This window comes from Methyloceanibacter sp., assembly GCF_050728395.1.
Classification (GTDB): Bacteria; Pseudomonadota; Alphaproteobacteria; order Rhizobiales; family Methyloligellaceae; genus Methyloceanibacter.
Window position 1 is genome coordinate 23,354 of record NZ_JBOHJB010000011.1, and the last position, 26,920, is coordinate 50,273.

The 26,920-nt window shown below is 63.6% G+C and carries 24 protein-coding genes; 6 read left to right on the forward strand and 18 right to left on the reverse strand.

Annotated features, from left to right (window positions below; translation table 11 throughout):
• Positions 1 to 7: 7 nt before the first annotated feature.
• The 3 genes from ACREC7_RS03555 to ACREC7_RS03565 form a co-directional block, all read right to left on the reverse strand.
• Entirely contained in the window at positions 8 to 1,486 is a 1,479-nt protein-coding gene (locus ACREC7_RS03555; protein ID WP_431554317.1) for an SH3 domain-containing protein, read from the reverse strand.
• 58 nt (positions 1,487 to 1,544) lie between these two features.
• On the reverse strand, positions 1,545 to 2,693 hold the full coding sequence (locus ACREC7_RS03560; RefSeq protein WP_431554318.1) for a TAXI family TRAP transporter solute-binding subunit: 1,149 nt from the start codon (positions 2,691 to 2,693) through the stop codon (positions 1,545 to 1,547).
• 414 nt (positions 2,694 to 3,107) lie between these two features.
• Positions 3,108 to 4,403 carry an MFS transporter gene (locus tag ACREC7_RS03565; protein WP_431554319.1) on the reverse strand — a complete coding sequence of 432 codons (1,296 nt, stop codon included), beginning with the start codon at positions 4,401 to 4,403 and terminating at the stop codon, positions 3,108 to 3,110.
• A gap of 105 nt (positions 4,404 to 4,508) precedes the next feature.
• Between ACREC7_RS03565 and ACREC7_RS03570 the strand changes: the two genes are divergently transcribed.
• Positions 4,509 to 5,084: an HdeD family acid-resistance protein gene (locus ACREC7_RS03570; RefSeq protein WP_431554320.1), complete on the forward strand. Its 576-nt coding sequence runs from the start codon at positions 4,509 to 4,511 to the stop codon at positions 5,082 to 5,084.
• Between the two features lie 7 nt (positions 5,085 to 5,091).
• On the opposite strand, the gene ACREC7_RS03575 is transcribed toward ACREC7_RS03570, so the two are convergent.
• Together ACREC7_RS03575 and lepA are read right to left on the reverse strand one after the other, a co-directional pair.
• Positions 5,092 to 5,481 carry a hypothetical protein gene (locus ACREC7_RS03575; RefSeq protein ID WP_431554321.1) on the reverse strand — a complete coding sequence of 130 codons (390 nt, stop codon included), beginning with the start codon at positions 5,479 to 5,481 and terminating at the stop codon, positions 5,092 to 5,094.
• A gap of 122 nt (positions 5,482 to 5,603) precedes the next feature.
• Positions 5,604 to 7,421: a translation elongation factor 4 gene (gene lepA, locus ACREC7_RS03580; RefSeq protein ID WP_431554322.1), complete on the reverse strand. Its 1,818-nt coding sequence runs from the start codon at positions 7,419 to 7,421 to the stop codon at positions 5,604 to 5,606.
• 234 nt (positions 7,422 to 7,655) lie between these two features.
• Here lepA and ACREC7_RS03585 point away from each other — a divergent pair, with 234 nt between their 5' ends.
• A complete protein-coding gene (locus ACREC7_RS03585; protein WP_431554323.1) occupies positions 7,656 to 7,856 on the forward strand; it encodes a hypothetical protein in 201 nt (66 codons plus the stop codon).
• A 255-nt stretch (positions 7,857 to 8,111) separates the two neighbouring features.
• Positions 8,112 to 8,339 carry a hypothetical protein gene (locus tag ACREC7_RS03590; RefSeq protein WP_431554340.1) on the forward strand — a complete coding sequence of 76 codons (228 nt, stop codon included), beginning with the start codon at positions 8,112 to 8,114 and terminating at the stop codon, positions 8,337 to 8,339.
• A 157-nt stretch (positions 8,340 to 8,496) separates the two neighbouring features.
• Here ACREC7_RS03590 and ACREC7_RS03595 read toward each other — a convergent pair whose 3' ends face one another.
• The 5 genes from ACREC7_RS03595 to msrA all read right to left on the reverse strand — a co-directional run bounded on the left by ACREC7_RS03595 (position 8,497) and on the right by msrA (position 16,403).
• Entirely contained in the window at positions 8,497 to 11,607 is a 3,111-nt protein-coding gene (locus ACREC7_RS03595; protein WP_431554324.1) for a LemA family protein, read from the reverse strand.
• Between the two features lie 454 nt (positions 11,608 to 12,061).
• On the reverse strand, positions 12,062 to 13,903 hold the full coding sequence (locus tag ACREC7_RS03600) for a tetratricopeptide repeat protein (RefSeq protein ID WP_431554325.1): 1,842 nt from the start codon (positions 13,901 to 13,903) through the stop codon (positions 12,062 to 12,064).
• A gap of 184 nt (positions 13,904 to 14,087) precedes the next feature.
• Positions 14,088 to 14,873: a molybdopterin-binding protein gene (locus ACREC7_RS03605; RefSeq protein ID WP_431554326.1), complete on the reverse strand. Its 786-nt coding sequence runs from the start codon at positions 14,871 to 14,873 to the stop codon at positions 14,088 to 14,090.
• Positions 14,870 to 15,694: a cytochrome b/b6 domain-containing protein gene (locus tag ACREC7_RS03610; RefSeq protein WP_431554327.1), complete on the reverse strand. Its 825-nt coding sequence runs from the start codon at positions 15,692 to 15,694 to the stop codon at positions 14,870 to 14,872. Before ACREC7_RS03610 ends, ACREC7_RS03605 begins: the two co-directional genes overlap by 4 nt.
• A 100-nt stretch (positions 15,695 to 15,794) precedes the next feature.
• Positions 15,795 to 16,403 carry a peptide-methionine (S)-S-oxide reductase MsrA gene (gene msrA / locus ACREC7_RS03615; RefSeq protein ID WP_431554328.1) on the reverse strand — a complete coding sequence of 203 codons (609 nt, stop codon included), beginning with the start codon at positions 16,401 to 16,403 and terminating at the stop codon, positions 15,795 to 15,797.
• Between the two features lie 141 nt (positions 16,404 to 16,544).
• On the opposite strand from msrA, the gene ACREC7_RS03620 reads away from it, so the two are divergent.
• Entirely contained in the window at positions 16,545 to 18,203 is a 1,659-nt protein-coding gene (locus tag ACREC7_RS03620; protein WP_431554329.1) for a GMC oxidoreductase, read from the forward strand.
• A gap of 1 nt (position 18,204) precedes the next feature.
• On the opposite strand, the gene ACREC7_RS03625 is transcribed toward ACREC7_RS03620, so the two are convergent.
• From ACREC7_RS03625 to infC, 7 genes are all read right to left on the reverse strand, one after another.
• The gene (locus ACREC7_RS03625) at positions 18,205 to 18,777 is read right to left on the reverse strand and encodes a hypothetical protein (protein ID WP_431554330.1); all 573 of its coding nucleotides are present in this window, start codon (positions 18,775 to 18,777) and stop codon (positions 18,205 to 18,207) included.
• A 206-nt stretch (positions 18,778 to 18,983) separates the two neighbouring features.
• The gene (pheT, locus tag ACREC7_RS03630) at positions 18,984 to 21,398 is read right to left on the reverse strand and encodes a phenylalanine--tRNA ligase subunit beta (protein WP_431554331.1); all 2,415 of its coding nucleotides are present in this window, start codon (positions 21,396 to 21,398) and stop codon (positions 18,984 to 18,986) included.
• Positions 21,395 to 21,925 (reverse strand): endonuclease domain-containing protein, encoded by a 531-nt coding sequence (locus tag ACREC7_RS03635; protein WP_431554332.1) that lies wholly within the window; start codon positions 21,923 to 21,925, stop codon positions 21,395 to 21,397. The genes pheT and ACREC7_RS03635 overlap by 4 nt, the downstream gene beginning before the upstream one ends.
• Positions 21,926 to 21,934: 9 nt before the next feature.
• A complete protein-coding gene (pheS, locus tag ACREC7_RS03640; RefSeq protein WP_431554333.1) occupies positions 21,935 to 23,041 on the reverse strand; it encodes a phenylalanine--tRNA ligase subunit alpha in 1,107 nt (368 codons plus the stop codon).
• Between the two features lie 13 nt (positions 23,042 to 23,054).
• Positions 23,055 to 23,414 carry a 50S ribosomal protein L20 gene (gene rplT / locus ACREC7_RS03645; protein ID WP_431554334.1) on the reverse strand — a complete coding sequence of 120 codons (360 nt, stop codon included), beginning with the start codon at positions 23,412 to 23,414 and terminating at the stop codon, positions 23,055 to 23,057.
• 33 nt (positions 23,415 to 23,447) lie between these two features.
• On the reverse strand, positions 23,448 to 23,651 hold the full coding sequence (rpmI, locus tag ACREC7_RS03650) for a 50S ribosomal protein L35 (protein ID WP_431554335.1): 204 nt from the start codon (positions 23,649 to 23,651) through the stop codon (positions 23,448 to 23,450).
• A gap of 166 nt (positions 23,652 to 23,817) precedes the next feature.
• Positions 23,818 to 24,339: a translation initiation factor IF-3 gene (gene infC / locus ACREC7_RS03655; protein WP_431554336.1), complete on the reverse strand. Its 522-nt coding sequence runs from the start codon at positions 24,337 to 24,339 to the stop codon at positions 23,818 to 23,820.
• Between the two features lie 214 nt (positions 24,340 to 24,553).
• Between infC and ACREC7_RS03660 the strand changes: the two genes are divergently transcribed.
• The gene (locus ACREC7_RS03660) at positions 24,554 to 24,922 is read left to right on the forward strand and encodes a hypothetical protein (protein ID WP_431554337.1); all 369 of its coding nucleotides are present in this window, start codon (positions 24,554 to 24,556) and stop codon (positions 24,920 to 24,922) included.
• Here ACREC7_RS03660 and ACREC7_RS03665 read toward each other — a convergent pair.
• Positions 24,881 to 26,104, reverse strand: a complete 1,224-nt coding sequence (locus ACREC7_RS03665) for a glycosyltransferase family 4 protein (protein WP_431554338.1) — start codon at positions 26,102 to 26,104, stop codon at positions 24,881 to 24,883. The genes ACREC7_RS03660 and ACREC7_RS03665 overlap by 42 nt on opposite strands.
• 53 nt (positions 26,105 to 26,157) lie before the next feature.
• Here ACREC7_RS03665 and ACREC7_RS03670 point away from each other — a divergent pair.
• Positions 26,158 to 26,920 (forward strand): alpha/beta hydrolase (locus ACREC7_RS03670; protein WP_431554339.1); only part of this gene is annotated, 763 nt, incomplete at its 3' end.

The window sequence follows — 26,920 nt, forward strand, 5'->3', positions numbered from 1 at the left end:
CGGTCGCTTACCGGCTCGGCGCCTCTGCCGCCGCCACGTAGCGGGCATAGACCCAGCCGACTTCCGCCGTGGCCGGGTCGGTGACCTGCACCCAGCTGCCCTGCCGGCCGGTGGCTTGGTAGCGCTTCCCGGGTTCGGCGACGTTGACAGTGTCCGCTTGCGGTGTGGGCGCCGAGCGCATATTCACCGGGCTCGAAACTTCGACCCATTCCGGATCGGCCGCCCCTGTCTCGCTGGGCTCGGGCGTCGCCGGCTCGACAACCGGCTGCGGCGTGGTCACCACCGGCAGCACGGGAACCTCCGCTGGCTTCGGCGCGGTCGCCGCCGCCGGCGTCTCAACTGCGGCTTCCGTCTTGGATAGCGCGGCGAGCTTCGCGTCGGCATCCTTGTAGCCGAGCGCCTTGGCCCGTTCGTACCAGATGCGTGCCTGCTTCACGTCGGGCTTGATCCCTTGCGCGCCGATCTCCGCGATGAAGGACGGATCGTAGGAGAGGCCGACCGAGAAGGCTGCTTCCGCGCTCCCGGCTTCTGCCGCGCGCTGGAAGTAGCCGCGGGCTCCTGGGAAATACCCAACAGAGACCATCTTGCGGCCATGCGCGATGAGGTCATCGATGAGCGCTGTATCCTGCGGCCGCAAGATGAGCGCCGCCTTTGGATCTGGCGCGATGTCGAGTCGCGTGCTGGAGCTCGCGATCATCGTGCCGTCAGCCGCCACCACATTGACGCTGAGCGCCCGCCGGCCACTCGCGGTCGCCGGCAGCAGCAGGCGCAAGCCGCTGATCTCGTCGGGCCTCAAACTCCACTCCGTCTCGCCGAAGGGACGCCCGGCGGAGAAGCTCGTCCCCTCCGGCAGGCCGCGAATGGTGATGATGCTGCGCGGGGGGAGATTTTCGCCGCTGTCCAGCGATATGGCGAAAGCGGTCTCCTTGCCGGCCTCGCCGACGACGGAAGGCGGCGTCGAAAGCGTGACCGGCGGAATCTCGATATCCCGCTTGGCAAGGATCGTCTCGGACGCAGGTGTGGTGGCGACGCCTGCTTGTTCCACCGCTTGCGGCGGTTGTTGCGCCACCGGAGGCGCCGGTTGTACCGCTTGCGGCGCCGGTTGCACCGCCTGCGGCGTCTGCTCGGCGCGGTCTTCGCCGATCACCGCGTGCAGGCTTGCAACGCTCAGAGCGCCGCGCGAATAAAGCGCGCCAAAGGCAATGACCGGCACGAGCGCAACGAGGGCGAAGGCCGTCACGATCAGGCCGCTCGACCACGGCGATCGCTGCGGCGCAGGCTCGGCTGCGGGGCCCGGCTCCGCCATCGGTTCCAATGGCGTCCCTTCGTCATTGGCTGCCGGCGCCTGGAGATCAGGCGCGAAGCGCTCCGCCATGAAGGATGCGGCTTCGATCTCCACCTGCCCGTTCGCCTGCGCTTTCAGGCGTTCGGCCAAGGTCTTCGGCGGCAGATACGGCTCGGATGAACTGAATTCTGGTTTGCCCATGACACCCTCCAACGCAATACAAACCGCGGGCATCCAATTTGGCTGACCTGGTGAACGGCTAGTGTTGAGTTTTGTTCCACTCCAGAAACGCTTTGAACAACTCCGCGCGCTGGCCATCGGAAACCTGCGTCCCGTTCGACGGCGCGTTTTGCGCAAGGAACGTGTCGAAGTTCGACCGCGATGCCGTCGCCGGGCCCTGCTTGGCGCGGTCGATCCAGGCTTGCGATGCCGGCGACCGGTGCCATCCTTCGAGCGTGGCGGCAAAGTTTACCTCGCGCCATTTCGGGTGGCGCGGCGGCTTCTGAAACTCGTCGAACTTGCCGAAGAAGGCATCGACGAACTTGGCGACCTTGCGGTAGCGGACGTTGTCCCTGCTCCAGTTGAAGGCGATCAGCACCGCGCAGACCGAGACCGAATCGACGCTCTGGCCCTTGGCGATGAGCTCGGGATAGTCGTCGTGGGTGAGCGTGGCCGGATAGTAGGCGTCCTCGAGCTCTTTCGTGTAGGGAAGGGCAAGCAGCTTCAAGCCGTCGCTGCCCTTGAGCCAGTCCATCACCGGCGCGGGCTTGCCGGCCATGAACACGGCGGCGGCGATCCCGCCCGACTTCAGCTTCTCGATGGCGTCAGCGTCGTTGAGATGAGATTCCTGCACCGTGATGCCGAGGTCGTCGAGCAACAGGTGCCCGGTGATTGCCGTGCCGCTTCCCGGCGCCCCGAGATTCACCACCTTGCCTTTGAGCTGCTTGATGTCGGTCACATCGGAGCGCACCACGACGTGGACCTCTTCGTTGAACAGCTTGGCGACATAGACGACCTGGTCGATGAAATTCGCGCCGAGCTCGCCGGTCTTGGCATAGTGCTTCAGCACGTTGGCCTGGGTGATCCCCATGTCGACGCCGCGCATGAACAACACGTCCTTGACGTTCTGGGCGACGCCGCGGCCGACGATGGGCAGCACGCGGAGATTGTCGCCGTCGTCCACCACTTGAGCGATATCGGTGGCGATGGAGAGGTCGGTCTCGCTTGGGCTCGCGGCCATGATGGTCACCACGTTCTCGTTCAGACGAGAGCGGTAGTTTTCCCGCAAGTTTTGGCTCTGAGTGGAAGTCTCGACTTGGGGAAGCTCGGGCTTGTCCGTCTTGGCGCGGGGCGCGGCCATCGCGGCAAAGCCGATCAGGCACAACCCAAGCGCGAGGGCGATACGCATTACTACCCCTCCAACGCGCAATACTGTTGACATGGTGCCCAGCCCAGGGCTGCGCGAACCCGGGATGGCCAAGACAGAAGCTATGCGTCCGCCTAGGAAACAGAGGAGAAACCGGGGGCCGATCTTTGGGCGAGGGTGCCCAATTTCCTCCGGGATGATTGCCGCTTCTGTCCCTCAAAAAAGCAATTGAGCGTGATATTAACTACACTGTCAAGGTATTAGCAGGGAACCCCGCAGAAAGAACACCGCTCTGCCGTAAAGTTGCTTCTATGCTCACAAATTTGACAAGATTAGGGCGAGAAGATTTTCGTGCCATTATGAGAACATCTATGGGTTAGGCGTATTTATAGGGAGAGTCTCATCAGGCCGGGTTTAGGCGCGCCCGCAAGTGCCCGTGCTGTCAACCAAAATCGGCTATATCGCCCCCGTGCTGCGCCTCCGTCGCCGCTCGCTCTCGCCGAAATGGAGCGCAAGCGCTCCCGCCAAGGCAAGCGCGCCTGCGAGGAAGAGCAAGGAGGCGGTGAAGTCTCCCGTGGCCCCCTTCAACTGGCCGACGATGACCGGCCCGGCAAACCCTCCGCAATTGCCGATGGAGTTGATCAGCGCGAGCCCCGCCGCCGCTCCGGTGCCGGTCAGGATCGAGGTCGGCAGCGACCAGAACGTACCGATGGCGGCGTAGATGCCGAGGGTGGCGAGCGACAAGGCGAGCACGACAAGCGGAAGCGGCCCGGCATGGGCCGACCAGGCGAAAGCCGCGCCCGACACGAACAGCGGCAGCGCTACGTGCCAGATGCGTTCGCCCGTGGCATCGGAATGGCGCCCGGCGATCGCCATGCCGATAGCGGCGGCGAGATAGGGCACGGCGGTGAGGAAGCCGACCGCAAGGTTCGACAGGCCGAAGGTCTTGAGCACCTGCGGCATCCAGAAGCCGATGCCGTAGAGCCCCACCACCAGGCAGAAATAAAGTAGGCCGAGCTCGATCACGCGCGGATTGGTGAGCGCCTGGCCAATGCCGGCATAGCCGCTGGCCCGCGTGTCTTCGGCTTCGGCCTCGAGCCGCCGCTCGAGCGCGGTCCTCTCTTCCGGCGCGAGCCATTGCGCGTCCTTGGGCCGGTCGGTGAGGAACCTCAAGGCCACGATGCCGAGCAGCACCGCGGGGATGCCTTGGATGATGAACAGCCACCTCCAGCCAGCGATGCCACCCAATCCATGCAAGCCGAGCAGCATGCCGGAGAGAGGTCCGCCGACCACCGTGGCGAGGGGAACCGCGGTCATGAACAGGGAGACGATGCTGGCGCGGCTCTCACGCGGAAACCAATAGGTAAGATAGAGGATGATGCCTGGGAAGAATCCTGCCTCGGCGACGCCAAGTGCAAAGCGCAAGGCGTAGAAGCTCGTTTCGCCGGTGACGAAACCCATGGCGGTCGCAACCACGCCCCAGCTGATCATGATGCGCGCGATCCAGATGCGCGCGCCGAATTTATGCAGAGCGAGATTGCTGGGAATCTCGAAGAGGATATAGCCGACGAAGAAGATGCCGGCGCCGAAGCCGAAGATCTCGGGCGTGAAGCCGAGATCTTCATTCATGGAGAGCGCGGCGAAGCCGACATTGACGCGGTCGAGGAAATTGACGGCGTAGCACAGGACGAGGAACGGGATCAGCCTGCGGCTCGCCTTGCGGATGGCGCTTGCGGCGCGATCCTCGCTCATGACCCTCCCCGAATTCCGGTGTGGAACAGGCCCATGTTAATTGAACGGCCTTCCCCCCACTCGCATACTCTCCTACCGCGATTCGTCCACAAGGAGGTTGCTCCCATGGCTACCATTCCGCTCGAAGCCGCCGCAGCGGCCATGCGTGAAGCGATGCGCGAGACGGTGAAGCGTTATTCGCTTTGGTATCTGCTCCAGGGCATTCTGATGGTGGTGGCCGGCTTTCTTGCCCTGGTCTATCCGCTGATTGCCTCGGTGGCGATCATCGTTCTGCTCGCCTGGATCCTGATCATCAGCGGCATCGTGCAGGGCATCGGGCTGATCGGCGCGCGCCAGGTCCCGCATTTCTGGCTGCAGCTGATCTCCGTCGTGCTGTCCATCGTGGTCGGCCTCCTCCTGCTCCGCCAGCCTGAATCGGGGCTCGCCGTGTTCAGCGTGCTGCTGATCGTCTATTTCATGGTTGAGGGCATGGCCAAGGTGATATTCGCGCTCACCATCAGGCCCTTCCCCAATTGGGGCTGGGTGCTTGGCGCCGGCATCGTCGGCATTCTGCTCGCCGTTTATCTCTGGGCCAATCTGTCGGTCGCGTCGGAGATCCTGCTCGGCGTGCTGCTCGGCATCCAGCTTCTGTGCGAGGGTGCGGCGCTCACTTATCTCGCCTGGCGCGTCCGCACGAGCTGAGGCGCGGCTAGCGTCTCGACAAGGTCAGGTTCGCCGTGCCGCGGCCTCCGCTCACGTTGACGGTCAGGCGAGAGCCGCTCTGCGAAATCGAAACATTGCCCCTGTCGTTGAATTGGACGTTGTCGACGTAACCGCGATAGCGATTGGAGCTCACGCGCGACACGCGTCCGGTCTGCTCGTAACTGCGGTCTCCGGCGGAGCAATGCGCCGAGACGCTGAATGTGGTCTGCGCGATCTTGTCGAAGTTTACCCGGCACACGATACGGTCGGTGCGGTTGCGGATCTTGGCTATTCCGGATCCGCCCCAGGCGCCTTCGATGGTGGCCGGCGCGGCCTGCGCCGTTCCCAGCATGGCGCCGAGCAGGAGGGCTGACAGAAGATAGGGGACAAAGCGCATGGTGACTCCTTGGGTTCGGCCGCAGCGAAACAAGGATAAGAACGCAAGCGATGCGTCTTTGGGTCCGCGCGCGATACACCTTTGCCGCGCGGGCGGACCGTCGCAGGGGCACGTGCTCGGCTCTAATTCCCGTCCATCTTGAGCGCGGCGATGAACGCCTCTTGCGGAATGTCGACGCGGCCGAATGACCGCATCTTCTTCTTGCCAGCCTTCTGCTTGTCGAGAAGCTTGCGTTTGCGGGTGATGTCGCCGCCGTAGCATTTGGCGGTCACGTCCTTGCGCAAGGCGCTGATCGTCTCCCGCGCGATCACCTTGCCGCCGATCGCGGCCTGGATCGGGATCTTGAACATGTGCCGCGGGATCAGGTCCTTCAGCTTCTCCACCATGGCCCGGCCCCTCGCCTCGGCGCGGCTCCGATGCACGATCACCGACAGCGCGTCGACCGGCTCGTCATTGACGAGCAGCGCCATCTTGACGAGCTCGCCCTCCTCATAACCGATGATGTGATAATCGAAGCTCGCATAGCCTCGGCTCACCGACTTCAGCCGGTCGTAGAAATCGAACACCACCTCGTTCAGCGGCAGCTCATAGACGAGCATGGCGCGTGAGCCTGCATAAGTGAGGTTCTTCTGCCGCCCGCGCCGGTCCTCGCACAGCTTGAGCACGGCGCCGAGATGCTCGTCGGGAACGAGGATGGTGGCCTCGATCCACGGCTCTTCGATCTTGGCGATCTTCTGCGTCTCAGGCATGTCGGCCGGGTTGTGCAGCTCCCTCATGGTGCCGTCGGTGAGATGCACGCGATAGATGACGGAAGGCGCGGTTGCGATCAGGTCGATGTTGAATTCGCGCTCGAGCCGCTCGCGGATGATCTCAAGATGCAGGAGGCCGAGAAAGCCGCAGCGAAAGCCGAAGCCGAGCGCGGCCGAGGTCTCCATCTCGTAGGAAAAGCTCGCATCGTTGAGGCGGAGCTTGCCGACCGCCTCGCGCAAATTCTCGAACTCGCTCGAATCGACGGGAAACAGGCCGCAGAACACCACGGGCTGCGCCGGCTTGAAGCCTGGCAGCGGCTCCGCCGCCGGACGCCGCTCTTCAGTTACGGTATCGCCGACGCGGGTATCGGCGACCTGGCGGATCGAAGCGGTGAAGAAGCCGATCTCGCCGGGCGCAAGCGAATTGCGCATCTCCTGCTTCGGGCGGAAGATGCCGACGCGGTCGATCTGGTAGGAGCCGCCCGTCAACATCAGGCGGATACGCTGGCCTTTGTGGAGAGTGCCGTCGAAAATGCGCACGAGCACCACCACGCCGAGATAGGCGTCATACCAGCTGTCGACGAGGAGCGCCTTCAACGGCTTCTTGGCATCGCCTGTCGGCGCCGGCAGGCGATGCACGATCGCCTCAAGCACCTCCGGCACGCCTAGGCCGGTCTTTGCCGAGATCTCGAGCGCGTCATGGGCGTCGAGCCCGATCACGTCCTCGATCTGTTGGCGCACTTTTTCCGGCTCCGCCGCCGGCAGGTCGATCTTGTTCAGGACCGGGACCACCTCGTGGTGGTTGTCGAGCGCCTGATAGACATTGGCGAGCGTCTGCGCTTCGACCCCTTGCGTGGCGTCGACCACCAGCAGCGAGCCCTCGCAGGCGGCGAGCGAACGGTTCACCTCATAGGCGAAATCGACATGCCCCGGCGTGTCGATCAGGTTCAGCTCATAGAGCTCGCCGTCGCGGGCGCGGTAGTCGAGCCGCACGGTCTGCGCCTTGATGGTGATGCCGCGCTCCCGCTCGATATCCATGGAATCGAGCACCTGCTCCTTCATCTCCCGCGCGGAAAGGCCCCCGCAGAGCTGAATCAGCCGGTCGGCGAGGGTCGATTTGCCGTGGTCGATATGGGCGATGATGGAAAAGTTGCGGATGCGGGTGAGCGGCGGGGCCTCGAATTGACTCATGCGCCGTTTGGTAGAGAGCGGGACAGCGAGGGTCAAGCGCGCCAGGAGTTGCGTCTTCGGGCGCGGTCGGGACGACGCCAGCTCCGCGACGGGAGACGAGGAGGGTCGTGTGTCCTTGGCGCAAACCTTTTGGCCAATCGAGCAGGAGGTGGAACAAGGAGGTTGACGGCGCGCCGTCCCTTGATGCCTATTGCACCTGCGTAACGTTGCGTCACAACTAAACGGAGTAACTTGATGGTTAAGAAAGTCTTTCTAGCCGCCGTTGCCACTCTTCTCCTCGCCGCAGCCACGGCCCCCGTGGGCTCGTCCCCGGCGTTCGCCTGCCACGGCTGCTACAAGGCCGCCAAGGCTGCCCATCTCGGCACCATGAAGGAGCGTAGGGCCTACCGGAAGGAGTGCCGCGCTCACTACAAGGCGACCCACAAGCACGCTTAGTTAACCGTCGCACACATTCGGAAAGGGATCTGCGGGGCCCCGCAGATCCCTTTCTCTTTGCACGCCCTGCGCTTCCAGCCCGCGGCGTATTGCCCCTGGCAATAAGGGCAAACCTGCCGCCGGAGCGCCCAAAAAAAAGCGGATTTCGTGGCTTTCTCTCACCCCGGCCCGGCGGAACATCCTCGCCGCGGAGCCGTTGAAGCTCACGCCTTCATCGGCACACCGAGTTTCCCCAAAAACGAAACGGAGTAATCCATGCTGAAGAGAATTATTTTTGCCGCTGCCGTCACGGGTCTCGTGGCTGGTGTAACGATGCCCGTCCACACGACGCCGGCGGAGGCCGCTTCCAGCGGATGCCTCAAGGCCGCCAAGGCGAAGTTCCCGGGCGATCTCAAGTCCCGCCATGCGTACCGGAAGGAATGCAAGGCTCACTTCAAGTCCTATCGGTCGGCGCAAAGGGCGTCCAAGAAGGCCGCTGGCTAACGTCCATCCGTTCAGGACCATGCAAGCGGGACCCGCAAGGTTTGCGGGTCCCTTTTTTGTCTGGCTATTGTTTGGGCTTCCTGTTCCCTCGGACAACGATGGGAACACTTTCGCGTAGGGCATCGCTGCGTCTCCCTGCTCGCATGCCCAAACCAGCTCAGTTGCCCGGCAACAGCGTAAGCTCACCTAGGATCTGGTCGTAGTAAGCCGGCATCTGCGTATGGCTGGCGCCCTTCGCCAGCTGGTAGACGTCGTGCTGGGTTCGCTTGGCGATGTCGTGGACGGTCAATCCCTGCTCGCCGAGAAGCTTCACGAAGGTCCGGGTAAAGACGGAATTTGGATTTGGATCGTCGTCGCCGAGCCGGTCGAGCGCGGTTTCGCCAATGCCAGCCGAGTAGAGCACGAACACGCCCTCGGGAACGGTCATCAGGGTGAGGCCGCGCGTGCCGCCAACACCACGACCCCCGGCCTTGGCGAAGGGATTGTCGCGGCAAGCATCGAGCACCAGCATGACCACCTTGGCGCCGCGCCCCTGGATTTGCTGCATGACGCCGTCTGCGGAAACGCCCTCGGCTGCGATCAGGGCCTCCTGGCCTTCATGCATCTCCGGCGCGTCGGCCGGTATCAGATAGTTGGTGCCGCCCATGGTGACGCCATGTCCGGCATAGAAGAATAGCGCCGTATCGCCGGGCGTCACGCGGCCGGCAAATTCGACAAGCTTCGTGGTCATCGCTCGTCGCGAGGCGTTTTCCAGCACGCTCACCTCGAAGCCAAGCTTGGTCAGGGACTCACCGACGGCGCGGGCATCGTTCACGGCTTTGCGCAACGGCGGCAAATTCTCGTACGCGTCGTTGCCGACAACGAGCGCAAGACGCCGGCTTTGCTCCGCGGCTGGTGTCGGACTTTGTCGTGGGGAGACCGCCGGCGGCTGTGCGGCAGGAGCCTCGGCCTTTGCCACGACTGGCGGCTTCTCCTGCGGCGCCGGCGCTGGCACTGGGGCTGCGGCTTCCTCGGCAGGTTTCGATTGCGGGGCGGGGACTGACGGCGTGGCGGAAGCCTCAACCGGCGCCTGCGCCGGCGCGGGGGCCGGTTGTTCCGCCTTCGCTGTTTCGGATGCCTTCGATTGCCGGTTGGCCTCGATATAGTCGTACCGCGCGATGGCGATGCGGTTGTCGGTCGCTTCGAGCTGGGACTGCAGCGCCACGAAGTTCTGGTTCGATGTCAGGTCTGGATAGTTCTTGGTGACGGCAAACAGCCTAGTGAGCGCCTCGCTGAGCGGGCGCTGCGCATCGTCGACTCTCTTCAAGGCGTCGGGCTCGACTGGAGCATCTGGGGAAAACTGCTGTTGCGTCGCTTTGGCGCGCGCTTCGATGACTTCGGCGAGAACCTTGCTCTCACTGGCGGCATAGCCCTTCATCGTTTCGATCAGATTGGGAACGAGGTCGGCGCGGCGCTGATATTGGCCGAGAACCTCGTTCCAAGCAGACTTGACGGCCTGACTGACCTCACTGCCGGCGGTAACCGCAGGCAGTGGAACCGGCGCCCCAGTGTCTGTTGCCGCCTTATTCGATGGTAACGGGGTAGCTTCATTGTTCTCGAGCGCCGCCAAATGTTGCAGCGGGGTTGCCTGCGAGGTCTCGTCGTTTGGCCCTCTTGACAACACCAGCCGGAAATCCGCTTTCGCGCCCTCTCGATCGCCACTAGCCTCGCGCGCGAGCCCCCGTGCCAAATATGATTCTCGGTCAGTTGGGTTTCGATCAATGATCTTGGAATACGCCGCGATGGCCTGTTGGTATTCATTGAGGGCGCGATCGCGGTCGCCTTTGGCAAGTAGCACCGCTCCACGGAGGGTGTGGACCGCTGCGTTGTTCCTATCGGTCAGGTCGGCCCCTCGTGCAGTCGCCTTGTCGCTGTCGGCAAGGGCGCTGTCAAAGTCGCCCTTGGCCAAAAAGATGGAACCTCGAAAGACATAAGCATCAACGAGATCCTCGCGTCCATTCGCGGCGTCGCGCAGGAGTCCATCGGCTTCGACGATGGCTCGGTCATAGTCGCCCTTTATTCGATAAGCCAGTGCGCGCGAGGCATGAATCTCTTCATTGCCGCGCGAATTGCCGCCCGATCCACTTTCAAGCCGCGAGCACGCCTCTATGACGCGATTTGGATCGCCTAAGAAGTTATCTCGGTTGACATGGAGCGCGCCGCCAGCCAGGCGCACACTATTGGCAACGGTGTTGAAGCATTCGTCTGGATCCGTTGGTTCGATGGCCGAGGGCGAAGTTTTGCCGTCTTGCGCAGCAGGCGCGTCGGACGTTGCTGCCACAGGAGCCGGCGCCGGTCGTTTTCCATCGAGCGCCGCGAGTCGTTTGCGGGCGGCCTCGTGCACCGGGGTCACATCGAAATCACTCATTTCGACGGCAACGCTCTCGAGGTTCACTGGCGGGGACGACAGAGTCTCCTGGAAATCTACTCTCGCCTTTTCTCGATAGGCGTCGACCTGATCTACTGAGCTTTGTGCCGTGGAAGCTCTGCTCTTCGCCTCGTAGGCTGAACCTCTTGCCAGCAGTGCGACGGCGAAGGACCCATTGTGCTGCTCACCTTCGGCGCAGGCCTTACCGGCTTGGAAGCCCTCGCTGCCGTTGGCGATCTGGCTGGAGTCTTCGTAAGGGGCCGGGGCCGGGGCCGGCGCGGGCGCGGGAATATCCTCGGACCATCCGGCAGCATGCTGGAAGCAAACGATGGCATCGTCGAGATCGGAAATAGCCCGGTCGTGGTCACCCTTGGCTTCGTAAGAGAGGCCGCGGCCGTAGAGCGCCCTCGCCATTATCAGCTTCGAGTCGTCGCCTTTAGCTGCCTTGCGCAATGCCACGTCGTATTCCCTGATGGCGCCGTCCAAATCGCCCTTCACGCGGAGAGCGTCGCCGCGATGGTAGTCAACCATTGGCGCATCAGGATTTAGTTTTGCCGCGCGTTCGTAGTCGCCGAGGGCGCGCTCGAACTCACCTTTGTGGGCAAAAGCATCAGCTCGGTATATGTAGAAGTAGTAATTAGACTCGAGATAAGGTGAATTCGGCGCCGTCGCGAGGGCGATTGCTTGATCGCTATCGGCGATGGCACGGTCATGTTCGCCCTTGGCGTCATAGAGCGCTGCGCGCCAGTCATAGGAGGAGCTGTCTGGCTCCAATCGCACCATTTCATCGGCGTCGCTGATGGCCCGGTCATAAAGGCCCTGCGAAAAATAAGCGATGCTCCGTTTCCGCAGGGTTGACACACGGTCATCCTCTTGCGGGCTTTTTTCGATAAGGATCGTACAGGCGCTGATGACTTTCTCGGCGTCAAAGGCAACTGGGGGCTTGAGGCAGGCTTGCGCGGCAGCAGCGTTTGGATAAACTGGTTGCGGTTGCGTGGACTCTCTCTCATGATCGTCGGGAGTCCGGCTGACAGGATCCGTTCTTCCCGCGGCGCGCTCGTCGAGGGTCCTGCTGGTGGTCCCGCTTGGAGCGGATTCTCTCTCTTCCAGCACACGGCTGTTGGTCCCGCTTTGCGCCATGGCCGCCGACGTGGATGCCAGGACCAAAACCAGGAGCAACGTGACAGTCCGCATAGCAGCCTCCCCAGGCAAAACAGGCTCGATCGATCCTAATCCTGCTGCAGTAGAGCCCGCAACCTGAACGGCGGCTGAATTCGCGGTGCAATCGGGTTAGAAGAGGTAGAGGTTCTCTCGCCTATCGGCCGGCAAAGAAGAATTCGCCTTCGATCGGCGAGCTTGAGAGCCAAGGCTGTTGCTGACCGCCGGTCGCCTTTTTCACGGCGAGCCCGACTTGGTTGAACGTCTGGAAGATATCGAGGCCGGACCTCGGAACAATTTCGGCAAGCGCCTTGGTGTAGGGGCTATCGCCATCGGTCCCATCCTGGGCCACGTTGCCGGGCTGGGTGGCATAGGAAATCAGCGTGCCCTCCGGGGCCTGCATCTGGGTGAGGCCGCCGCTGCCTGCCCTGAGGCCTCTGCCTCCGAAGGGGTTGTTGCGGCAGGCATCGAGCATGACAACGTTGAGCTTCGTGCCTGACGCCTCCATCTGGCGCAGCGCCACCTCGACATCCACCATTTGGAAATCGAGATCGGCCTCGCGGCTCGGGTTGGCGTTGACGGGGACGAGGTAATTCGTCCCGCGCAGGCCAAGACCGTGGCCGGCATAGTAGAAAAGACCGACATCGGCGCCCTGCAACTGATTGCCAAAGCTCTGCACGGCGGCGTCGAAGCCAGCTTTGTCGAGGTCGAGCTGCGCGCCGCCGCCGATCAGTTCGAAGCCGAGGCTCTTCAAGGCATTTGCCATGAGCCTCGCGTCGTTCGCCGGGTTCGCCAATCTCGCCACGCTGCGGTAATCGGAGTTGCCGATCACGAGCGCGACACGCTTGCCGCTTGGGAAGGCGGACGGCCGCGGTAAAGGAATCGCAAGCGCGACCTTGGCTTCGGGCGCAGCCTGCTCCGTCGTGGTGGATTGCGAGGGTGGCGTTGCCTTGGTCGAGATTTCGGCCTGCTCGAGCTCCGCAAGCGCGGTCTTGGCATCCTGGTAGTCGGGTTTGAGCTCGAGCGCCCTTGTTAGATCGGCACGAGCCAGGTCGATCTTTCCGGTCTTGAGATAGGCGACGCCGCGGTGGCGATACGGATTTGGAGATTGAGGGATGAGCTCGACCGCGCGCGTAAGGTCGCGAATGGCAAGGCTGAACTCGCCCTTCTCAAGATAGGCGCGACCTCGGTTGTTGAAATCGGAGCCGCTGTTCGGACGGAGCTCGATTGCCCGCGTCGCATCGGCGATCGCCCGCTCGTAGTCTCCCTTGAAAATAAAGGATGAGCCGCGACTGTTGAAGGCAGTGGCGTTTGCCGGATCAAGTTCAATGACGCGCGTCGCATCGGCGATGGCGCGGTCGTAGTCCCCTTTTGCGTAGTGGGCTCCGCTACGCTGGTCGTAATAAGCGGCGTTATTGGGCTGGAAACTTATCGCCTTGTTGTAATCGGCGATCGCGCGGTCGTACTCACCTCGATTCAGGCGGGCATTGCCGGCATTGGAAAAAACCACGGCGAAATCTGGCTTCAGCTTGAGGGCCTGGTTGTAGTCGGCGAGAGCGAGGTCGTAGTCCCCTTTGCCGTAATAAGCGTTGCCGCGCTTGTTGTAGAGCTGCGCATCGCCGGATTGGAGCCTGATTGCCTCATCATAGTCGGCGACGGCACGGTCGTATTCGCCCTTGTTTTGATAGGCATAGCCACGGTTGTCGTAGGCAACCACCATTTGAGGATCGAGGCTGAGCGCCAGGCTGAGATCGGCGATGGCGCGATCGTTATCGCCTTTGTTGGCGTAGGCCAGACCGCGGTTGTTGTACGCGACGGAGAGATCGGCGGCGCTGGCTTCGCCGCGCTGCAGGATTCGCGTGCAGGCGTCGATGCCGCTTTCGACACTGGCGGCATTGCAGTCTGGCCAGTCGTCCCCATCGTCGGCGAGAGCGGGGACGGTCCAGGCTGTGAGCCCTATCAATGTGAGCCCTATCAAAAAGACAACGGCGAAGCGCATGATTGCCTCCCTCGGCAGGTTGCAAGTCGCTCATGCGCTGAAGGTCTAACGGCCGCGAGCTGAACTGGGGCTGAACAGGGTGTTCAATCTGGAGACAGGTGACGGCCCGGCCTATTTTCCCGCAAATGAATTGGCGCAGGACGTCGCCGGTACGCGCCGAAGCCTTAGGGCTTCGCGTCCTTGCTCAGATCCCGGCGTACCATTCATAGCCGCGGTCTTCCCAGAAGCCGCCGCGGCCACCGCGAATTCCGGCGAGCCCATCCATCGCCTCGATGCGCATCACATATTTCGCCATCTTGTAACCGAGCTGGCGCTCGACGCGGAGCCTGAGCGGCGCCCCGTGGGGAATGGGCAACGGCGCTCCGTTCATGTCGTAGGCGAGGATAGTTTGCGGATGGAAGGCGTCCTCGAGCCCGACCGATTCGTAGTATTTTCCCTCATCGTCGCCGGTCTCGCCGAGATCGTCGGCGCAATAGAACACGAGGTAGCGCGCCGACGGCTTGAGCTCCGCCTTGTCGAGCAGCGCTTTCAGCGGCACGCCGGTCCATTTGCCGATGCAGCTCCACCCCTCGACGCAGTCATGCCGCGTGATCTGGGTGCGCGCCGGCATGGCGCGAAGCTCGGCCAAGGACAGCTCGAGCGGCTGCCCCACGAGGCCGCCGACCTTGAGCTTCCAGTCGGTAAAACCGTTGGCGGCAAGCGCCCGGTATCCGTCATCGTCAACCTCGGTCGAGCCGTTGGCCTTGAAGTCCTTCGAGATGTCGGCCTCGCTATATTCGCGGGCGAGCGCCGCCGGGGAGACCAGCGCCCTCTGGCTCAATCGCGTCAGCGTCTCGGCCTTGTCGAGAATGCGCTTGACCCAAGGCTGCTCGGACAGCTCGCTGTCGCAGCCGCCGAGAAGGGCAGCGCTTGCGACGGCAAGGCCGCGCGTGAGGAAGCCGCGACGGTCGAGCTTGGGTTTCGCGCTCATGATTGGCCCTCCGGCAGCTTGATCGCGTAGCGGCCGGTGATCATGGAGCGGAGGTTGTTCCACACGCCGGTGATCAGCACCATGACGATGTGCACCACCACGAACAGCACGATGCCGCTCGCGGCAATGAAGTGGATGGTGCGGGCCGATTGCCGGCCGCCAAAAATCTCGAGCAGGAAGGGATAGCCAGCATCCATGCCCGGCGACATGGCGAGCCCCGTCGCCAGCATCAGCGGCAGAAGCACGAGCGCCACGATGAGATAGGCAAGCTTCTGCAGCACGTTGTAGCGCTTGGCCTCGTCGCCTTGCGGGAATTTGAGCCTGATGTGCTCCCAAATCGAGGCGCCGATATGCTTCAGCTCGCTACCGCTTGGCGCAAGATCTTTCCTGAGATGGCCGCTTATCAGACTGTAGATGAGGTAGATGAGCCCGTTGATGACGAAGAGCCAGGCAAAGAAGAAGTGCCAGCGCCGCCCGGTGGCGAGGTCGCGGTGGCCCGGCAAGGTCACCGACCAGGGGAAGCCTCTGATCTCATAGTCGCCGGCCTCGTCATAGGCGACGCCGAACAGATTGGTCGTGTCGATGTTCCAGCCGGCGATGGTGGTGATGCCGAAGAGCTCATCGCCATGCTTCATCGGCCGCATGGCCATCACCGGATCGTCGAAATTCGATTTCGCTCCGAGATAGAGGGCAGGGTGGGCGTTGAAGATTTGCAACCCGCTCATCAACAGCACAAGCAAGGCGATGACGTTCACCCAATGGGTAGCGCGTACCGCGCCCGAATGGCGGTAGATGACTTCGCGTTTGTCTTCCGTCGTCATGCCGCCGTCTCGGTTTTTGGACTCACTCATGAGCTACGGACGTCCCGCCCTTCCGGATGCACAACTCCTTGTCGCCAGTGGGGGGAAGAGCGAGGCGCGGTCACGCCGGCTTCGGCCCCCAGATCTGCTCAAGCCGTTGCGCCCGCCCGCAACCCCATTTGTAGTACTTGTAACTGACCGGATTCACGTTGTGGTAGTTCTGGTGGTAGTCCTCAGCCGGGGTAAAGGTGGTGACCGGCTTGATCTCGGTCGCCACCGTCTCCTTGAAGCGGTCAGCGACCTGCTTCTTGGTGGACTCAGCCAACCCCTTCTGTTCATCGTCGCCGACGAAGATCACGCTTCGATAGGCGTTGCCCTCATCGCAGAACTGGCCGTTCGCGTCGAACGGGTCGATATTGTGCCAGTAGGTGTCGAGCAACTGCGCATAGGTCACTTTGGCGGGATCGAAGGTGACCTTGACCGCTTCCTGATAGCCTTCGTGTTTGCCATAGGTCGGGTTCGGCTCGGTGCCGCCGGCATAGCCCGAGACCGTTTCAGTCACTCCGGCGACCTCGTCGAAGGCAGCCTCGACGCACCAGAAACAGCCGCCGGCGAAAATTGCGGTCTTGCTCTCATCGGCCGCCGGGGCCTGCTGCGCTCCGCCGCCCATCGCGAGAACCGCGAGCACGGCTGCAGCCGCAATTGCGCCTATCCATCTCCACATGGTCATGATCTCCAGAATTGCTCAAATTCAGCATAGGGAGCTGCGCGCCGTCGGCAAACCGCCTCTCGCGCGACCGTGAAACGAATTGATTCAGGGATATGCCAGCCACAGTTTGTCGCGCCCAATACTTTTCCGCTATGGAGAGCCATGACCAAGCGGCTGTCCTCACCCCCTGACGCGGTCAGGCCTGCCTATGACGTGGTCGTGGTCGGCTCAGGATATGGCGGCGGCGTCGCCGCCTCGCGGCTTGCGCGCGCGGGCCTCAGCGTCTGCGTCATCGAGCGCGGCCGCGAGTTCGTGACCGGAGAGTTCCCCAACCGCCTGCCGGAGCTTCGCCGCGAGCTCCAGATCGTCGGCGGCAAGATGCGGAGCGGCCGCCGCACCGGGCTGTTCGACTTCAGGCTCGGCTCCGACATCCACGTGCTGATCGGCTGCGGGCTTGGCGGCGGATCGCTGATCAATGCCGCCGTGGGTTTGCGTCCCGACCCGCGCGTTTTCGCCGACAGCGCCTGGCCCGAGGAGGTGAGGGAGGACGGGCTGCTCGATCAAGGCTTCGGCCGCGCGAACGCCATGCTGCGCCCTACTCGCTACGCACGCCCCTCCGACTTCACCAAATATCGCGCCCTTGAGGCGGCGAGCGCCTGCTTCGGCCAGCCTCCGGTCCCGGCTCCCGTCGTGGTCAGCTTCGAGGAGACGGTCAATCCGGCCGGCGTCGAGCAACCGGCCTGCACGCTTTGCGGCGATTGCTGCTCTGGCTGCAACGTCGGCGCCAAGAACACCATCGCGCTCACCTATCTTCCCGACGCCAAGGGGCATAGCGCGGAGATCTTTACCGAGCTCGCGGTGAGCCATGTCGCCAAGGAGGGGCGCCATTGGCGGGTGCATTTCGCGCCGACCGAAGAGCCCGACGCCGCTCTCCGCTCGGTCGAGGCCAAGACCGTGGTGCTTTCCGCCGGCACGCTCGGCTCGACCGAGATCCTGCTCCGCTCGCGCGAAGAGGGGCTGCCGCTTTCCGACCATCTGGGTGAGCGCTTTTCCGCCAATGGCGACATCATCGCCTTTGCCCTTGGCGGCAAGGGGCGGGTGAACGGCATCGGCGTCGGGTATCCGCCGAAATTCGTCGGCGACGCCATCGGCGCCTGCGTCACCGGCGAGATCGAGCTGCACGACGACGGCCGTCTCGACCATTCGATGTTCATCCAGGAAGGCGTGTTGCCGTCGGCACTCGCGCCGCTTCTGCCGGTGTTCTTCATCTCAGGCGGCAGGCTGCTCGGCGCCGCCCAGAGCCTGATCAAGGGCGTCTATCACGGCCCGCTGCAGAGCCTTTACACCTTCTTCGTGGTCTCCCATGACGAGGCCAAGGGCCGCATCCGCCTGGAGAACGGCAAGGCGCAGATCGATTGGCCGCGTGTCGCCGACCAGCCGGTCTATGCCCGCGTCGATGCCGCCTTGAGCAAGGCGGCTGAGGCCGTCGGCGCGCGCTACATCAAGAGCCCCCTCGGGGCGACCACCATGGGGACGAAACCGGCGACGGCACACCCGCTTGGTGGCTGCGGCATGGGCGATGACGCCTCAGGCGGCGTGGTCGATCACAAATGCCGGGTGTTCGATGGCAAGGGCCACGTGCATGCGGGGCTTTATGTGTGCGACGGCGCCATCATCCCGCGCTCAATCGGGGTCAATCCGCTGCTCACCATCACCGCGCTCACCGAGCGCGCCATGATCCACTTCGCCCGCGACCACAATCTCGGCTTCGACGATGCGCCGCTGCGATGTGACCCGCGATCAGCACGGTTCACTGAATAGTCTAAGTGCGCATTAAATGGTCGATGATCGCCTCGCCACCTTGAGACTCTAGCGAGAGACTCGCACTACGAGCTTGGGCCGGGTCGTACACGATAGCCGGGGGGAAGCGTGAGCTAACCGACCATAGTTCAGCGCCGCGAAGGAGGATAAATATCTTGCCGCCATTGGCGGTTGCAAGGCTGGAGTGCACAAAATTCTTGGCCTTCAGAAATGACGGCAACTTCTGAACGACACCGCCGGCCCCAAACGATTCCGAGCGGTACGGGAACGCCTGCATGACGGCAAGCTTGGTTGCCAGAAACCTAAGGGCACAGCGAGGCTTGTTGTTGAAGCGCCTCTTGGCGATCTCACGCACGACATCACCGAGCTTTCCGAACCAATAGCTGAATCCTCCCGTCCACGCGAATTGAGGGTCGAGGCAGACAAAAGGAAACTCCTGAGCCTCTAGCTCTTGGCGGAGCGTGGCAACCAGCGCCTGCCGGAAGCGGTTGTCGCTCTCGGCTTTATAGTCGAGCGGCTTGAATCCAGGATTGAGCATGAGGACGTAGATCTCTGCTCTTTCCAGATCGCCCATATAGGGGACCGGCAGCAACCCACTGTGAAATGCCGAACTCTTCTCCTGCCCAAAATACTTGCTGGCTACGAAGGCTTCAAAGTCGGTGCAGCCTATCTCCTCCAGCTTGCCAACGGCTTTTAGGTGCTCCCGATCCTCGGGGTGCGTAAATGGCGGCGTCTCACTGAATCCGCTACGCCAAAGGCCACAAGATCATTGGTCATAATTCATCCCCGGAGCTCGCCGCCGGTGGCCTTCATCACCGCGGCGACGATCTTCGCCGCGACAGCCTCGATCTCGGCGTCGGTCAGGGTCTTCTCCCGAGGTCGAAGCGTCACTTCGATGGCGAGCGACTTCTTGCCCTGCGGCACGCCCTGTCCGGTGAACACATCGAACACGCCGACTGCTGTGATCAGCGCGCGGTCGGCGCCTTGCGCGGCGCGCAGCACGTCGGCCGCGGCGACGTCGGCATCGAGCAGGAAGGCGAAGTCGCGCTTCACCGCCTGTAAATCGGATGCATCGAGCGCTGACTTCGTCAGGCTCTTGCGGTTCGCCGCAGGAATCGCGTCGAGGTAAAGCTCGAAAGCCGCAAGCGGCGCGTCCACGCCAAGCTTCGCCAGCACGTCAGGGTGCAATTCGCCGAACACGCCGAGCGTAACCTTCGGCCCAAGCTTGAGCGCGCCCGAGCGGCCGGGATGAAACCAGGAGGGCGCCTCCCGCGTCACGGTCAGGTTCTCCTGGTCGATGCCGACGCTCGCGAGCGCCGCCACAGCATCTGCCTTGGCGGCGAAGACATCGGCGGCAGGGGCTTCGCCGGACCAATCCCGGCCTGAACCTTGCAGCGCCGAACGGCCGAAGCGGACGCCGGCGGCGGCAACGAACTGATCCTCGGGGAGCGGTCCACGATAGGCCTGACCAAGCTCGAACAGCGCGCCACCGGCAAAGCCCCGGTCGCGGTTCCGCTGCGCTGCGGTGACGAGGCCAGGCAAGAGTCCCGGCCGCATCTCCGCAAGCTCGGTCGAGATCGGATTGCTTAAGGTGAGCTCCGCCGCGCCGCCGCCGAACAGCTTCGCCTGATCGGGCGGGATGAACGACCAAGTCACCGCCTCGACCAGGCCACGGGCGGCGAGCACGCGCCGCACGCGGCGCGTCCGCGACTGCATCTCGGTCAGCACCGGGCGTGCTACGCCGGCCTCGCGCTTCATCGGCGTCGCCGGAACCTGGTCCACGCCGACAAGCCGCACCACCTCCTCGACGAGATCGACGGGCGCGGAAATATCGGGTCGCCACGACGGTGGCGCGGCCTTGAGTTTCGGCGCATTGCCCTTGAGCTCGACGCCGAGCGCGGCGAGCAGCGTCCTGATCTCGCCGCCCTTCAGCCCAAGACCGCTCAACCGCTTCACGAGCCTGGGATCGAAGGCAAACGGCGCGTTCGGCTTCGGCGGCTTGCCGGCGATCGTGACCTTGCTCGCCTCGCCCCCACAAATATCGACCACCATGCGCGCGGCAAGCTCGAGCCCAGGCACCACGAAGGCAGGGTCGACGCCGCGCTCGAACCTGAACCGCGCATCGGACTGGATGTTGAGCTTGCGGCCCGTGCGCGCCGTGCGTTTCGGATCGAAATAGGCCGACTCTATGAACACGTTGGTCGTTGCGTCGGTCGAGCCGGTTTCCTCGCCGCCGATCACGCCGCCAAGCCCGAGCACGCCGCTGTCGTCGGCGATGACGCACATGTCCTCGTCGACCTCGTAGGTCTTGCCGTCGAGCGCCTTGAAGGATGCGCCCTTGCGTCCGAGCCGCGCGCTGATCGCGCCTTTGAGCTTGTCCGCGTCATAGACATGCAGCGGCCGGCCACGGTCATAGGAAATGTAATTGGTGATATCGACTAGCGCGTTGATCGGCCGAAGCCCGATCGCCTTCAGGCGCCGTTGCAGCCATTGCGGGCTCGGGCCGTTCTTGATGCCCCTGACCACCCGCCCGGCAAAGATCGGGCAGGCGCTCGCGGTCTCCTTGCCGAAATCGAGCTTGATGGCAATTGGATTGGCGAAGCTGCCTTTGACCAGCTTTACCGGCGCTGGCTTCAGCCTGCCGAGACCTGCGGCGGCGAGGTCGCGGGCAATCCCGCGCACGCCGAGGCAGTCGGGCCGGTTCGGCGTGATGGCGATCTCGATCACCGCATCGTCGAGGCCGAGCGCTTTCGCCGCGGGGCTGCCGATCTTGGCGTCGGGGGCTACCTCGATGATGCCGGTGTGCTCGTCGGACAGCTCGAGCTCGCGCTCGGACAGCAGCATGCCGTTCGACTCGACTCCCCTGATCTTGGCCTTGGTCAGCGTGAGATCGATGCCCGGCACGTAGCTTCCGACGGCTGCGAACACGCCCTTGAGGCCCTCCCGCGCATTCGGCGCGCCGCACACGACCTGCAAGCGCTCGCTGCCGGTATCAACCTCGCAGACGGAAAGCTTGTCGGCGTTCGGGTGCTTTTCGCATTTGAGCACCTCTGCCACCGTGAAGGACGCGAGCTTTGTCCGAGGATCGAACATCCCCTCGACCTCGAGCCCGATGCGGGTGAGCGTGTCGGCGATCTCGGCCACGCTCGCGCGCGTGTCGAGATGCTCTTTCAGCCAGGCAAGCGTGAACTTCATCTTGCGACTACGCTGCTCTCTGAAGCTCTGGAGTTTTCTACAGACGGCTCAGCAGTGCCCCCTCCCCCCTTGTGGGGGAGGGTAGGGAGGGGGGTCTTCGGCTTCGACTGAGTCCGTGCTTCACCCCCCTCCGACCGCGCAAAGCGCGGTCGTGCTCCCCCACAAGGGGGGAGCGGGGAGTTAGCGTCAACGCTCAACAAATACTCAAGCACGCCCGACAGGTTGTTGATCACCTCGTTATTGGCGACGCGGTACCCCTGCGCATGCAACCAACGGTCTCGAATAGCATAGCGCCCAGCTCGCAAGGCAGAGAAGTGCTGGCCGCCATCGACCTCAACAACCAGCCCCCGTTCATGACAAACAAAGTCGAGAACGTACCTCCCAAGAGGCACCTGGCGGCGGAAGCCGAGCCCCTCGAAACGATGCGCCTTGAGCGCATACCAAAGCTTTCGCTCCGCCGTTGTCATTTGACGGCGGAAGGCCTTCGCCCGGCGTCTCCTTCCATCTGAAACAGCGGCGTGCGGCATCGGTACTAACTAGGAGCTGAGCCCGCCGGCGAGGGTCGGCACGGCGTAAGAGGGGAAGCCGTAATGCTTGAGCCAGCGCAAGTCTGCGGCGAAGAAGGCGCGCAAGTCCGGCATGCCGTATTTCAGCATGGCGATGCGGTCGATGCCGAGGCCGAAGGCGAAGCCCTGATAGCGCGCGGGATCGAGCCCGACATTCCTGAGCACGTTCGGATGCACCATGCCGCAGCCGAGAATCTCCAGCCACTGGTCGCCCTCGCCGATCCTGATCTCGTCGCCGACCTTGGCGTAGCCGATATCCACTTCCATGGAGGGCTCGGTGAAGGGGAAATGGCTCGACCGGAAGCGCATCTTCACCTGCGGCACCTCGAAGAAGGCCTTGCAGAATTCCTCGAGCACCCATTTCAAATGCCCGAGATGCGTCTCCTCGTCGATGGCTAGGCCCTCGACCTGATGGAACATCGGCGTGTGGGTCTGGTCGCTATCGCTGCGATACACGCGTCCGGGCGCGATGATGCGAAGCGGCGGCTTCTGCTTCAGCATGGTGCGAATCTGCACCGGGCTCGTATGGGTGCGCAGCACCGGCCGCGTGCCGTCGGGCCCTTCGGCGAAATAGAAGGTGTCGTGGTCCTGCCGAGCGGGATGCTCGGGCGGAATGTTGAGCGCGGTGAAATTGTTGAAGTCGGTCTCGATGTCGGGACCTTCGGCGATGGAGAAGCCCATACCGGCGAAGATCTCGGTGATCTCGTCGACGACCTGGCTCACCGGATGGATGCGGCCTTCGGCGAGCGGTCCTTCGCGCACGGGCAGGGTGACGTCGGCCCGTTCTTGCGCGAGACGCGCGCCGAGCGCGGCACGGCCGAGCGCCTCGCGCTTTCTCTCCAGCGCCTCGCCCACCCGATCCTTAAGCTGATTGACCGCCTGGCCGAAGCCCTTGCGCTCTTCCGGCGGCATGCGGCCGAGCGTCTGCATCAGCTCGGAGACGCGGCCCTTCTTACCGAGGGCCGCGACGCGCACTTCTTCCAACGCGATGAGATCGCTCGCCTCGGCGATGGTGCCAAGCAGCTCGCCCTCGATCCCCTCGAGCGAAGCGGTCTGAGCCGTGGGCGTCTCGGCCACGGGAGCTGGACGCTCAGGCCTTGGCCGCTGCTGACGCGGCCTCGGCCAGGCTCTGGAAGGTCGACGGCTCGTGCACGGCGATATCGGCAAGCACCTTGCGGTCGAGTTCGATGCCGGCCTTGTTCAGGCCGTCGATGAACCGGCCATAGGTGAGCCCGTGCAGGCGCGCAGCGGCGTTGATGCGCTGGATCCACAGCGCCCGGAACGTGCGTTTGCGCACCTTGCGGTCGCGATAGGCGTACTGCCCGGCCTTCTCCACCGCCTGCTTGGCGACGCGGATGGTGTTCTTGCGGCGGCCGTAATAGCCCTTGGCCTGCTTCAGCACCTTGCGATGGCGAGCATGGCTGGTAACGCCGCGTTTCACACGTGACATTGGGTGCCTCCTGAAACGAGCCTGCGCGCGGGCCTAGCGGCCGTAGGGCAGGAAATAGGTCTTCACGATCTTGGCGTCTTCGTCGGACAGGACCATGGTTCCACGCGCGTTCCTGATGAACTTGGTCGGGCGCTGAATCATGCCGTGACGTTTGCGCGAGGCTTGGCACTTGACCTTGCCTCCGGCCGTGACCTTGAAGCGCTTCTTGGCACCGCTCTTGGTCTTCATCTTGGGCATTTGGCTTCCTTTTTTGGCGGACCCTCAGGCGATCGCGACCGCCGGAGCCCTAAATTCGATGGTTGAAGCATGGAAGCCGCCACGGCATGCCCCGCCGGGCGGCTCCTAAGAACCGCGCCTTATAGAGTGGATTGGCGCCGGAACGCAAGGGTTAGAGCCAGAAATCCTATCGCGGGGCGAGCACCATCACCATTTGCCGCCCTTCGAGCCGCGGCTCGGATTCAACCTTGGCCAGCGTCAAGGTGTCCTGCTTCACCCGGTCGAGCAGCTTGGCGCCGAGCTCCATATGGGCCATCTCGCGGCCGCGGAAGCGCAAGGTGACCTTCACCTTGTCGCCTTCCTCGAAGAAGCGGACGATCGAGCGCATCTTCACGTCATAGTCGTGAATGTCGATGTTCGGCCGCATCTTGATCTCCTTGATCTCGACGGTGCGCTGCTTCTTGCGCGCCTCGGCGGCCTTTTTCTGCGCCTGATATTTGTACTTGCCGAAGTCCAGGATCTTGCACACCGGAGGCTCGGAATTTGGCGAGATCTCCACGAGATCGAGCCCGGCCTCGGCCGCGCGCGCCAGCGCGTCGGTAATGGCGACCACGCCGACATTGTTACCGGTAGCGTCGATGAGCTGGATGTTCGGAGTGTCAATGCCCTCGTTGATACGCGGGCCTCCCCTGTCGGGAGTGAGTTTCATCGGCCGTCTTGCGATGTGTCGGTCTCCTCTATTGTGGCACGTCCTGAGGCCGCTCCCGGCGAAGCCTGATCGGCCGTCTCGGAAGCGAACCTAAGGCTTCTATAGGATCGGCAACCGGGCTGACAAGTCAAGCCGGTGGTATTCACCTCGCACGGCCTTTGTACTTTTGCAGCAAATTTGCCATGGTTGCGATGAGACGTTCGAGGGGGAATTGATGCGCCGAAGCCTGCTGCTCGCCCTCGTGGCGTTCGCCTGTTGGGTCATGCCCTTTCCGGCTTCGGCTCAGCTCACGCGATGCATATACTTCTCGGGCACCGCCGATGCGCTCATCAAATCGAAGGCCGTCGACGCATCGCAAAAGTCGCTGCGCGAGGCGATCGACAAATGGAAGGGTGAGACCGGGGTGACCGGCCCGGTGAGCGAAACCGCACAGAAGCCCCGGCCGGTTCCCTATTGGCGGAGCGAGGTCGACCCCAGCCTGTTTCTCCCCCCGGACGTGGTCAGCGACACCGCCTATACGCTGTGCTGGAAGGGTGTGGTGTCACCGGTCGTTTGTACCACCGGCGCCAAGGTCTGCTGGTGAGGCGCGCTCGAACCGCTCGCCGAGATCGGTGCCGAGCAGCTCGTCATAGACGGCAAGCGTCGCCCCTTGCATCTGCGCAAGGGTGAAATTCGCGGCAACATGCTCCCGCGCCCGGACGCCGATCGAGGCCAGTTCCGCACGGGTAAGGGCAAGCGCCCGGCCGATGCGGCTTGCGAGCGAAGCAATATCGCGCGGCGGAAAGAGCCATCCGGTGAACCCAGCTTGGCTTTGCCCCAGAGCGACGATGGTCTCCGGCAGTGCGCCAAGGTCCGGCACGATCACGGGGCAGCCCATGGCCTGCGCTTCGGCGCTGGTACGCCCGAAGGTCTCAGGCACGGTCGATGTGGTGACTGCAACCTGGGATGCGAGGTAGGCAGCCGGCATCTCCCGGCAATGTCCGACGAGCCTTACCTTGTCGCCGAGGCCATGACGCGCGATCAGCCCGGTCAGCTCCTCGCGATAGGCGTCGTGTCCAGGCGCATCGCCGGCGAGTATGACCACCGCATCGCGCAGCGCGCCCTCGGCGTTGGCGAGCGCCGCTGCGGCGATCAGGTCGCGCTGCCCCTTGATGCTGGTGAGGCGCGCGGCGTGGAGCACGATCTTGGTGCCTGGAGGAACGCCCCAAGCAGCTCTGAGCGCATCGACCGCTTGGGCATCGACGGCGGCGGGATCGAAGACGCTGCGATCGACGCCGCGATAAATGACGCGGATGCGATCCCTGGCGCTCGCGTCCCGCGCTTCGATCACCGATGCGGTGTAACGCGAATTGGCAATGACGCGATCGCCCTTCGCCATGACGCTGTTATAGGCCGCCTTGAACGGGCCGGTCTCGCCATAGGCGCCGTGATAGGTGGTGACGAACGGCTTGCCCGTCCGCCGCGCCGCGAGCAACGCGCTCCAGGCCGGTGCCCGGCTTCGCGCATGCACGAGATCGACCTTGCGGTCCCTGATCAGCTTGGTGAGGCGTCCGATATTGGCGAGGATGGTGAACGGCGATTTGCTCGCCACCGGAAGGGGCACTATCTCGCCACCGGCCTTGCCCACCGCCTCCGCCATGCGGCCGCCTTCGGTGGCGACCAGCGCGCGGGCGCCTGCGCGGGACAGCGCCTGCGCGATCTCGATGGTCGCCAATTCGCTTCCCCCGGCATCGAGGCGCGGCACGACCTGGAGTATGGTCACCATGGATGAGGGCTTCGCTTCCCGGATGCGCGGCGAAAGGTCATCAGTTTCTTAGGATGGACGACAGTCAACCGCAATTCCTGGAAGTCGGCACCGATGCGAGGCGGAGGCGCATCGCCTATCGCCGAAGGGGAGGCAGGGGTCCGGCACTCCTTTGGCTCTCAGGCTTCCTCTCCGATATGGGGAGCACCAAGGCCACCGCCGTGGCGGATTGGGCGGCAGAGCAGGGTCTGCCCATGCTGCGCTTCGACTATTCAGGCCACGGCCTCTCCGGCGGCGATCTGGTCCGCGCCGCCATCGGCGACTGGCTCGAAGAATCGATCGCGGTGTGGGACCTGATGGGCGAGGGCCCGCGCATCGTCATCGGCTCGTCGATGGGCGGCTGGATCGCCTTGCTGCTCGCGCGGCACCTCGCGCAGGCACGCCGCAGTCAGGAACTCGCCGGCATGGTGCTGATCGCGCCTGCTTTCGACATGACCGAGGCCCTGATGTGGCGCGAGCTACCGCAAGCGGCGAAGGATGAAATCGAGCGATCCGGCGTCACTTATGTGCCGTCGGCCTATGGCGATCCTTATCCCATCACCAGGCACCTGATCGAGGAAGGTCGCTCGCATCTCATCGAAGGCCATGCCTTCGATCCCGGCTGCCCGGTGCGCATCCTGCAAGGCATGCAGGACCCCGACGTTCCCTGGCGCCACGCGCTTGCGCTGGTCGATCTGCTGGCCGGCGCCGATGTCGAGCTCACACTGGTCAAGGGCGGCGACCATCGCCTGTCAGGGCCGCAAGATCTGAAACGGCTCACCGCCGCCATCGCGACGC

Bases quoted from the DNA above. Each gene is read 5' to 3' on its own strand.
- ACREC7_RS03555 (WP_431554317.1), bottom strand. From the start codon at position 1,486: ATGGGCAAACCAGAATTCAGTTCATCCGAGCCGTATCTGCCGCCGAAG.
- ACREC7_RS03560 (WP_431554318.1), bottom strand. From the start codon at position 2,693: ATGCGTATCGCCCTCGCGCTTGGGTTGTGCCTGATCGGCTTTGCCGCG.
- ACREC7_RS03565 (WP_431554319.1), bottom strand. From the start codon at position 4,403: ATGAGCGAGGATCGCGCCGCAAGCGCCATCCGCAAGGCGAGCCGCAGG.
- ACREC7_RS03570 (WP_431554320.1), top strand. From the start codon at position 4,509: ATGGCTACCATTCCGCTCGAAGCCGCCGCAGCGGCCATGCGTGAAGCG.
- ACREC7_RS03575 (WP_431554321.1), bottom strand. From the start codon at position 5,481: ATGCGCTTTGTCCCCTATCTTCTGTCAGCCCTCCTGCTCGGCGCCATG.
- lepA (WP_431554322.1), bottom strand. From the start codon at position 7,421: ATGAGTCAATTCGAGGCCCCGCCGCTCACCCGCATCCGCAACTTTTCC.
- ACREC7_RS03585 (WP_431554323.1), top strand. From the start codon at position 7,656: ATGGTTAAGAAAGTCTTTCTAGCCGCCGTTGCCACTCTTCTCCTCGCC.
- ACREC7_RS03590 (WP_431554340.1), top strand. From the start codon at position 8,112: ATGCTGAAGAGAATTATTTTTGCCGCTGCCGTCACGGGTCTCGTGGCT.
- ACREC7_RS03600 (WP_431554325.1), bottom strand. From the start codon at position 13,903: ATGCGCTTCGCCGTTGTCTTTTTGATAGGGCTCACATTGATAGGGCTC.
- ACREC7_RS03605 (WP_431554326.1), bottom strand. From the start codon at position 14,873: ATGAGCGCGAAACCCAAGCTCGACCGTCGCGGCTTCCTCACGCGCGGC.
- ACREC7_RS03610 (WP_431554327.1), bottom strand. From the start codon at position 15,694: ATGACGACGGAAGACAAACGCGAAGTCATCTACCGCCATTCGGGCGCG.
- msrA (WP_431554328.1), bottom strand. From the start codon at position 16,403: ATGACCATGTGGAGATGGATAGGCGCAATTGCGGCTGCAGCCGTGCTC.
- ACREC7_RS03620 (WP_431554329.1), top strand. From the start codon at position 16,545: ATGACCAAGCGGCTGTCCTCACCCCCTGACGCGGTCAGGCCTGCCTAT.
- ACREC7_RS03625 (WP_431554330.1), bottom strand. From the start codon at position 18,777: ATGGGCGATCTGGAAAGAGCAGAGATCTACGTCCTCATGCTCAATCCT.
- pheT (WP_431554331.1), bottom strand. From the start codon at position 21,398: ATGAAGTTCACGCTTGCCTGGCTGAAAGAGCATCTCGACACGCGCGCG.
- ACREC7_RS03635 (WP_431554332.1), bottom strand. From the start codon at position 21,925: ATGCCGCACGCCGCTGTTTCAGATGGAAGGAGACGCCGGGCGAAGGCC.
- rplT (WP_431554334.1), bottom strand. From the start codon at position 23,414: ATGTCACGTGTGAAACGCGGCGTTACCAGCCATGCTCGCCATCGCAAG.
- rpmI (WP_431554335.1), bottom strand. From the start codon at position 23,651: ATGCCCAAGATGAAGACCAAGAGCGGTGCCAAGAAGCGCTTCAAGGTC.
- infC (WP_431554336.1), bottom strand. From the start codon at position 24,339: ATGAAACTCACTCCCGACAGGGGAGGCCCGCGTATCAACGAGGGCATT.
- ACREC7_RS03660 (WP_431554337.1), top strand. From the start codon at position 24,554: ATGCGCCGAAGCCTGCTGCTCGCCCTCGTGGCGTTCGCCTGTTGGGTC.
- ACREC7_RS03665 (WP_431554338.1), bottom strand. From the start codon at position 26,104: ATGGTGACCATACTCCAGGTCGTGCCGCGCCTCGATGCCGGGGGAAGC.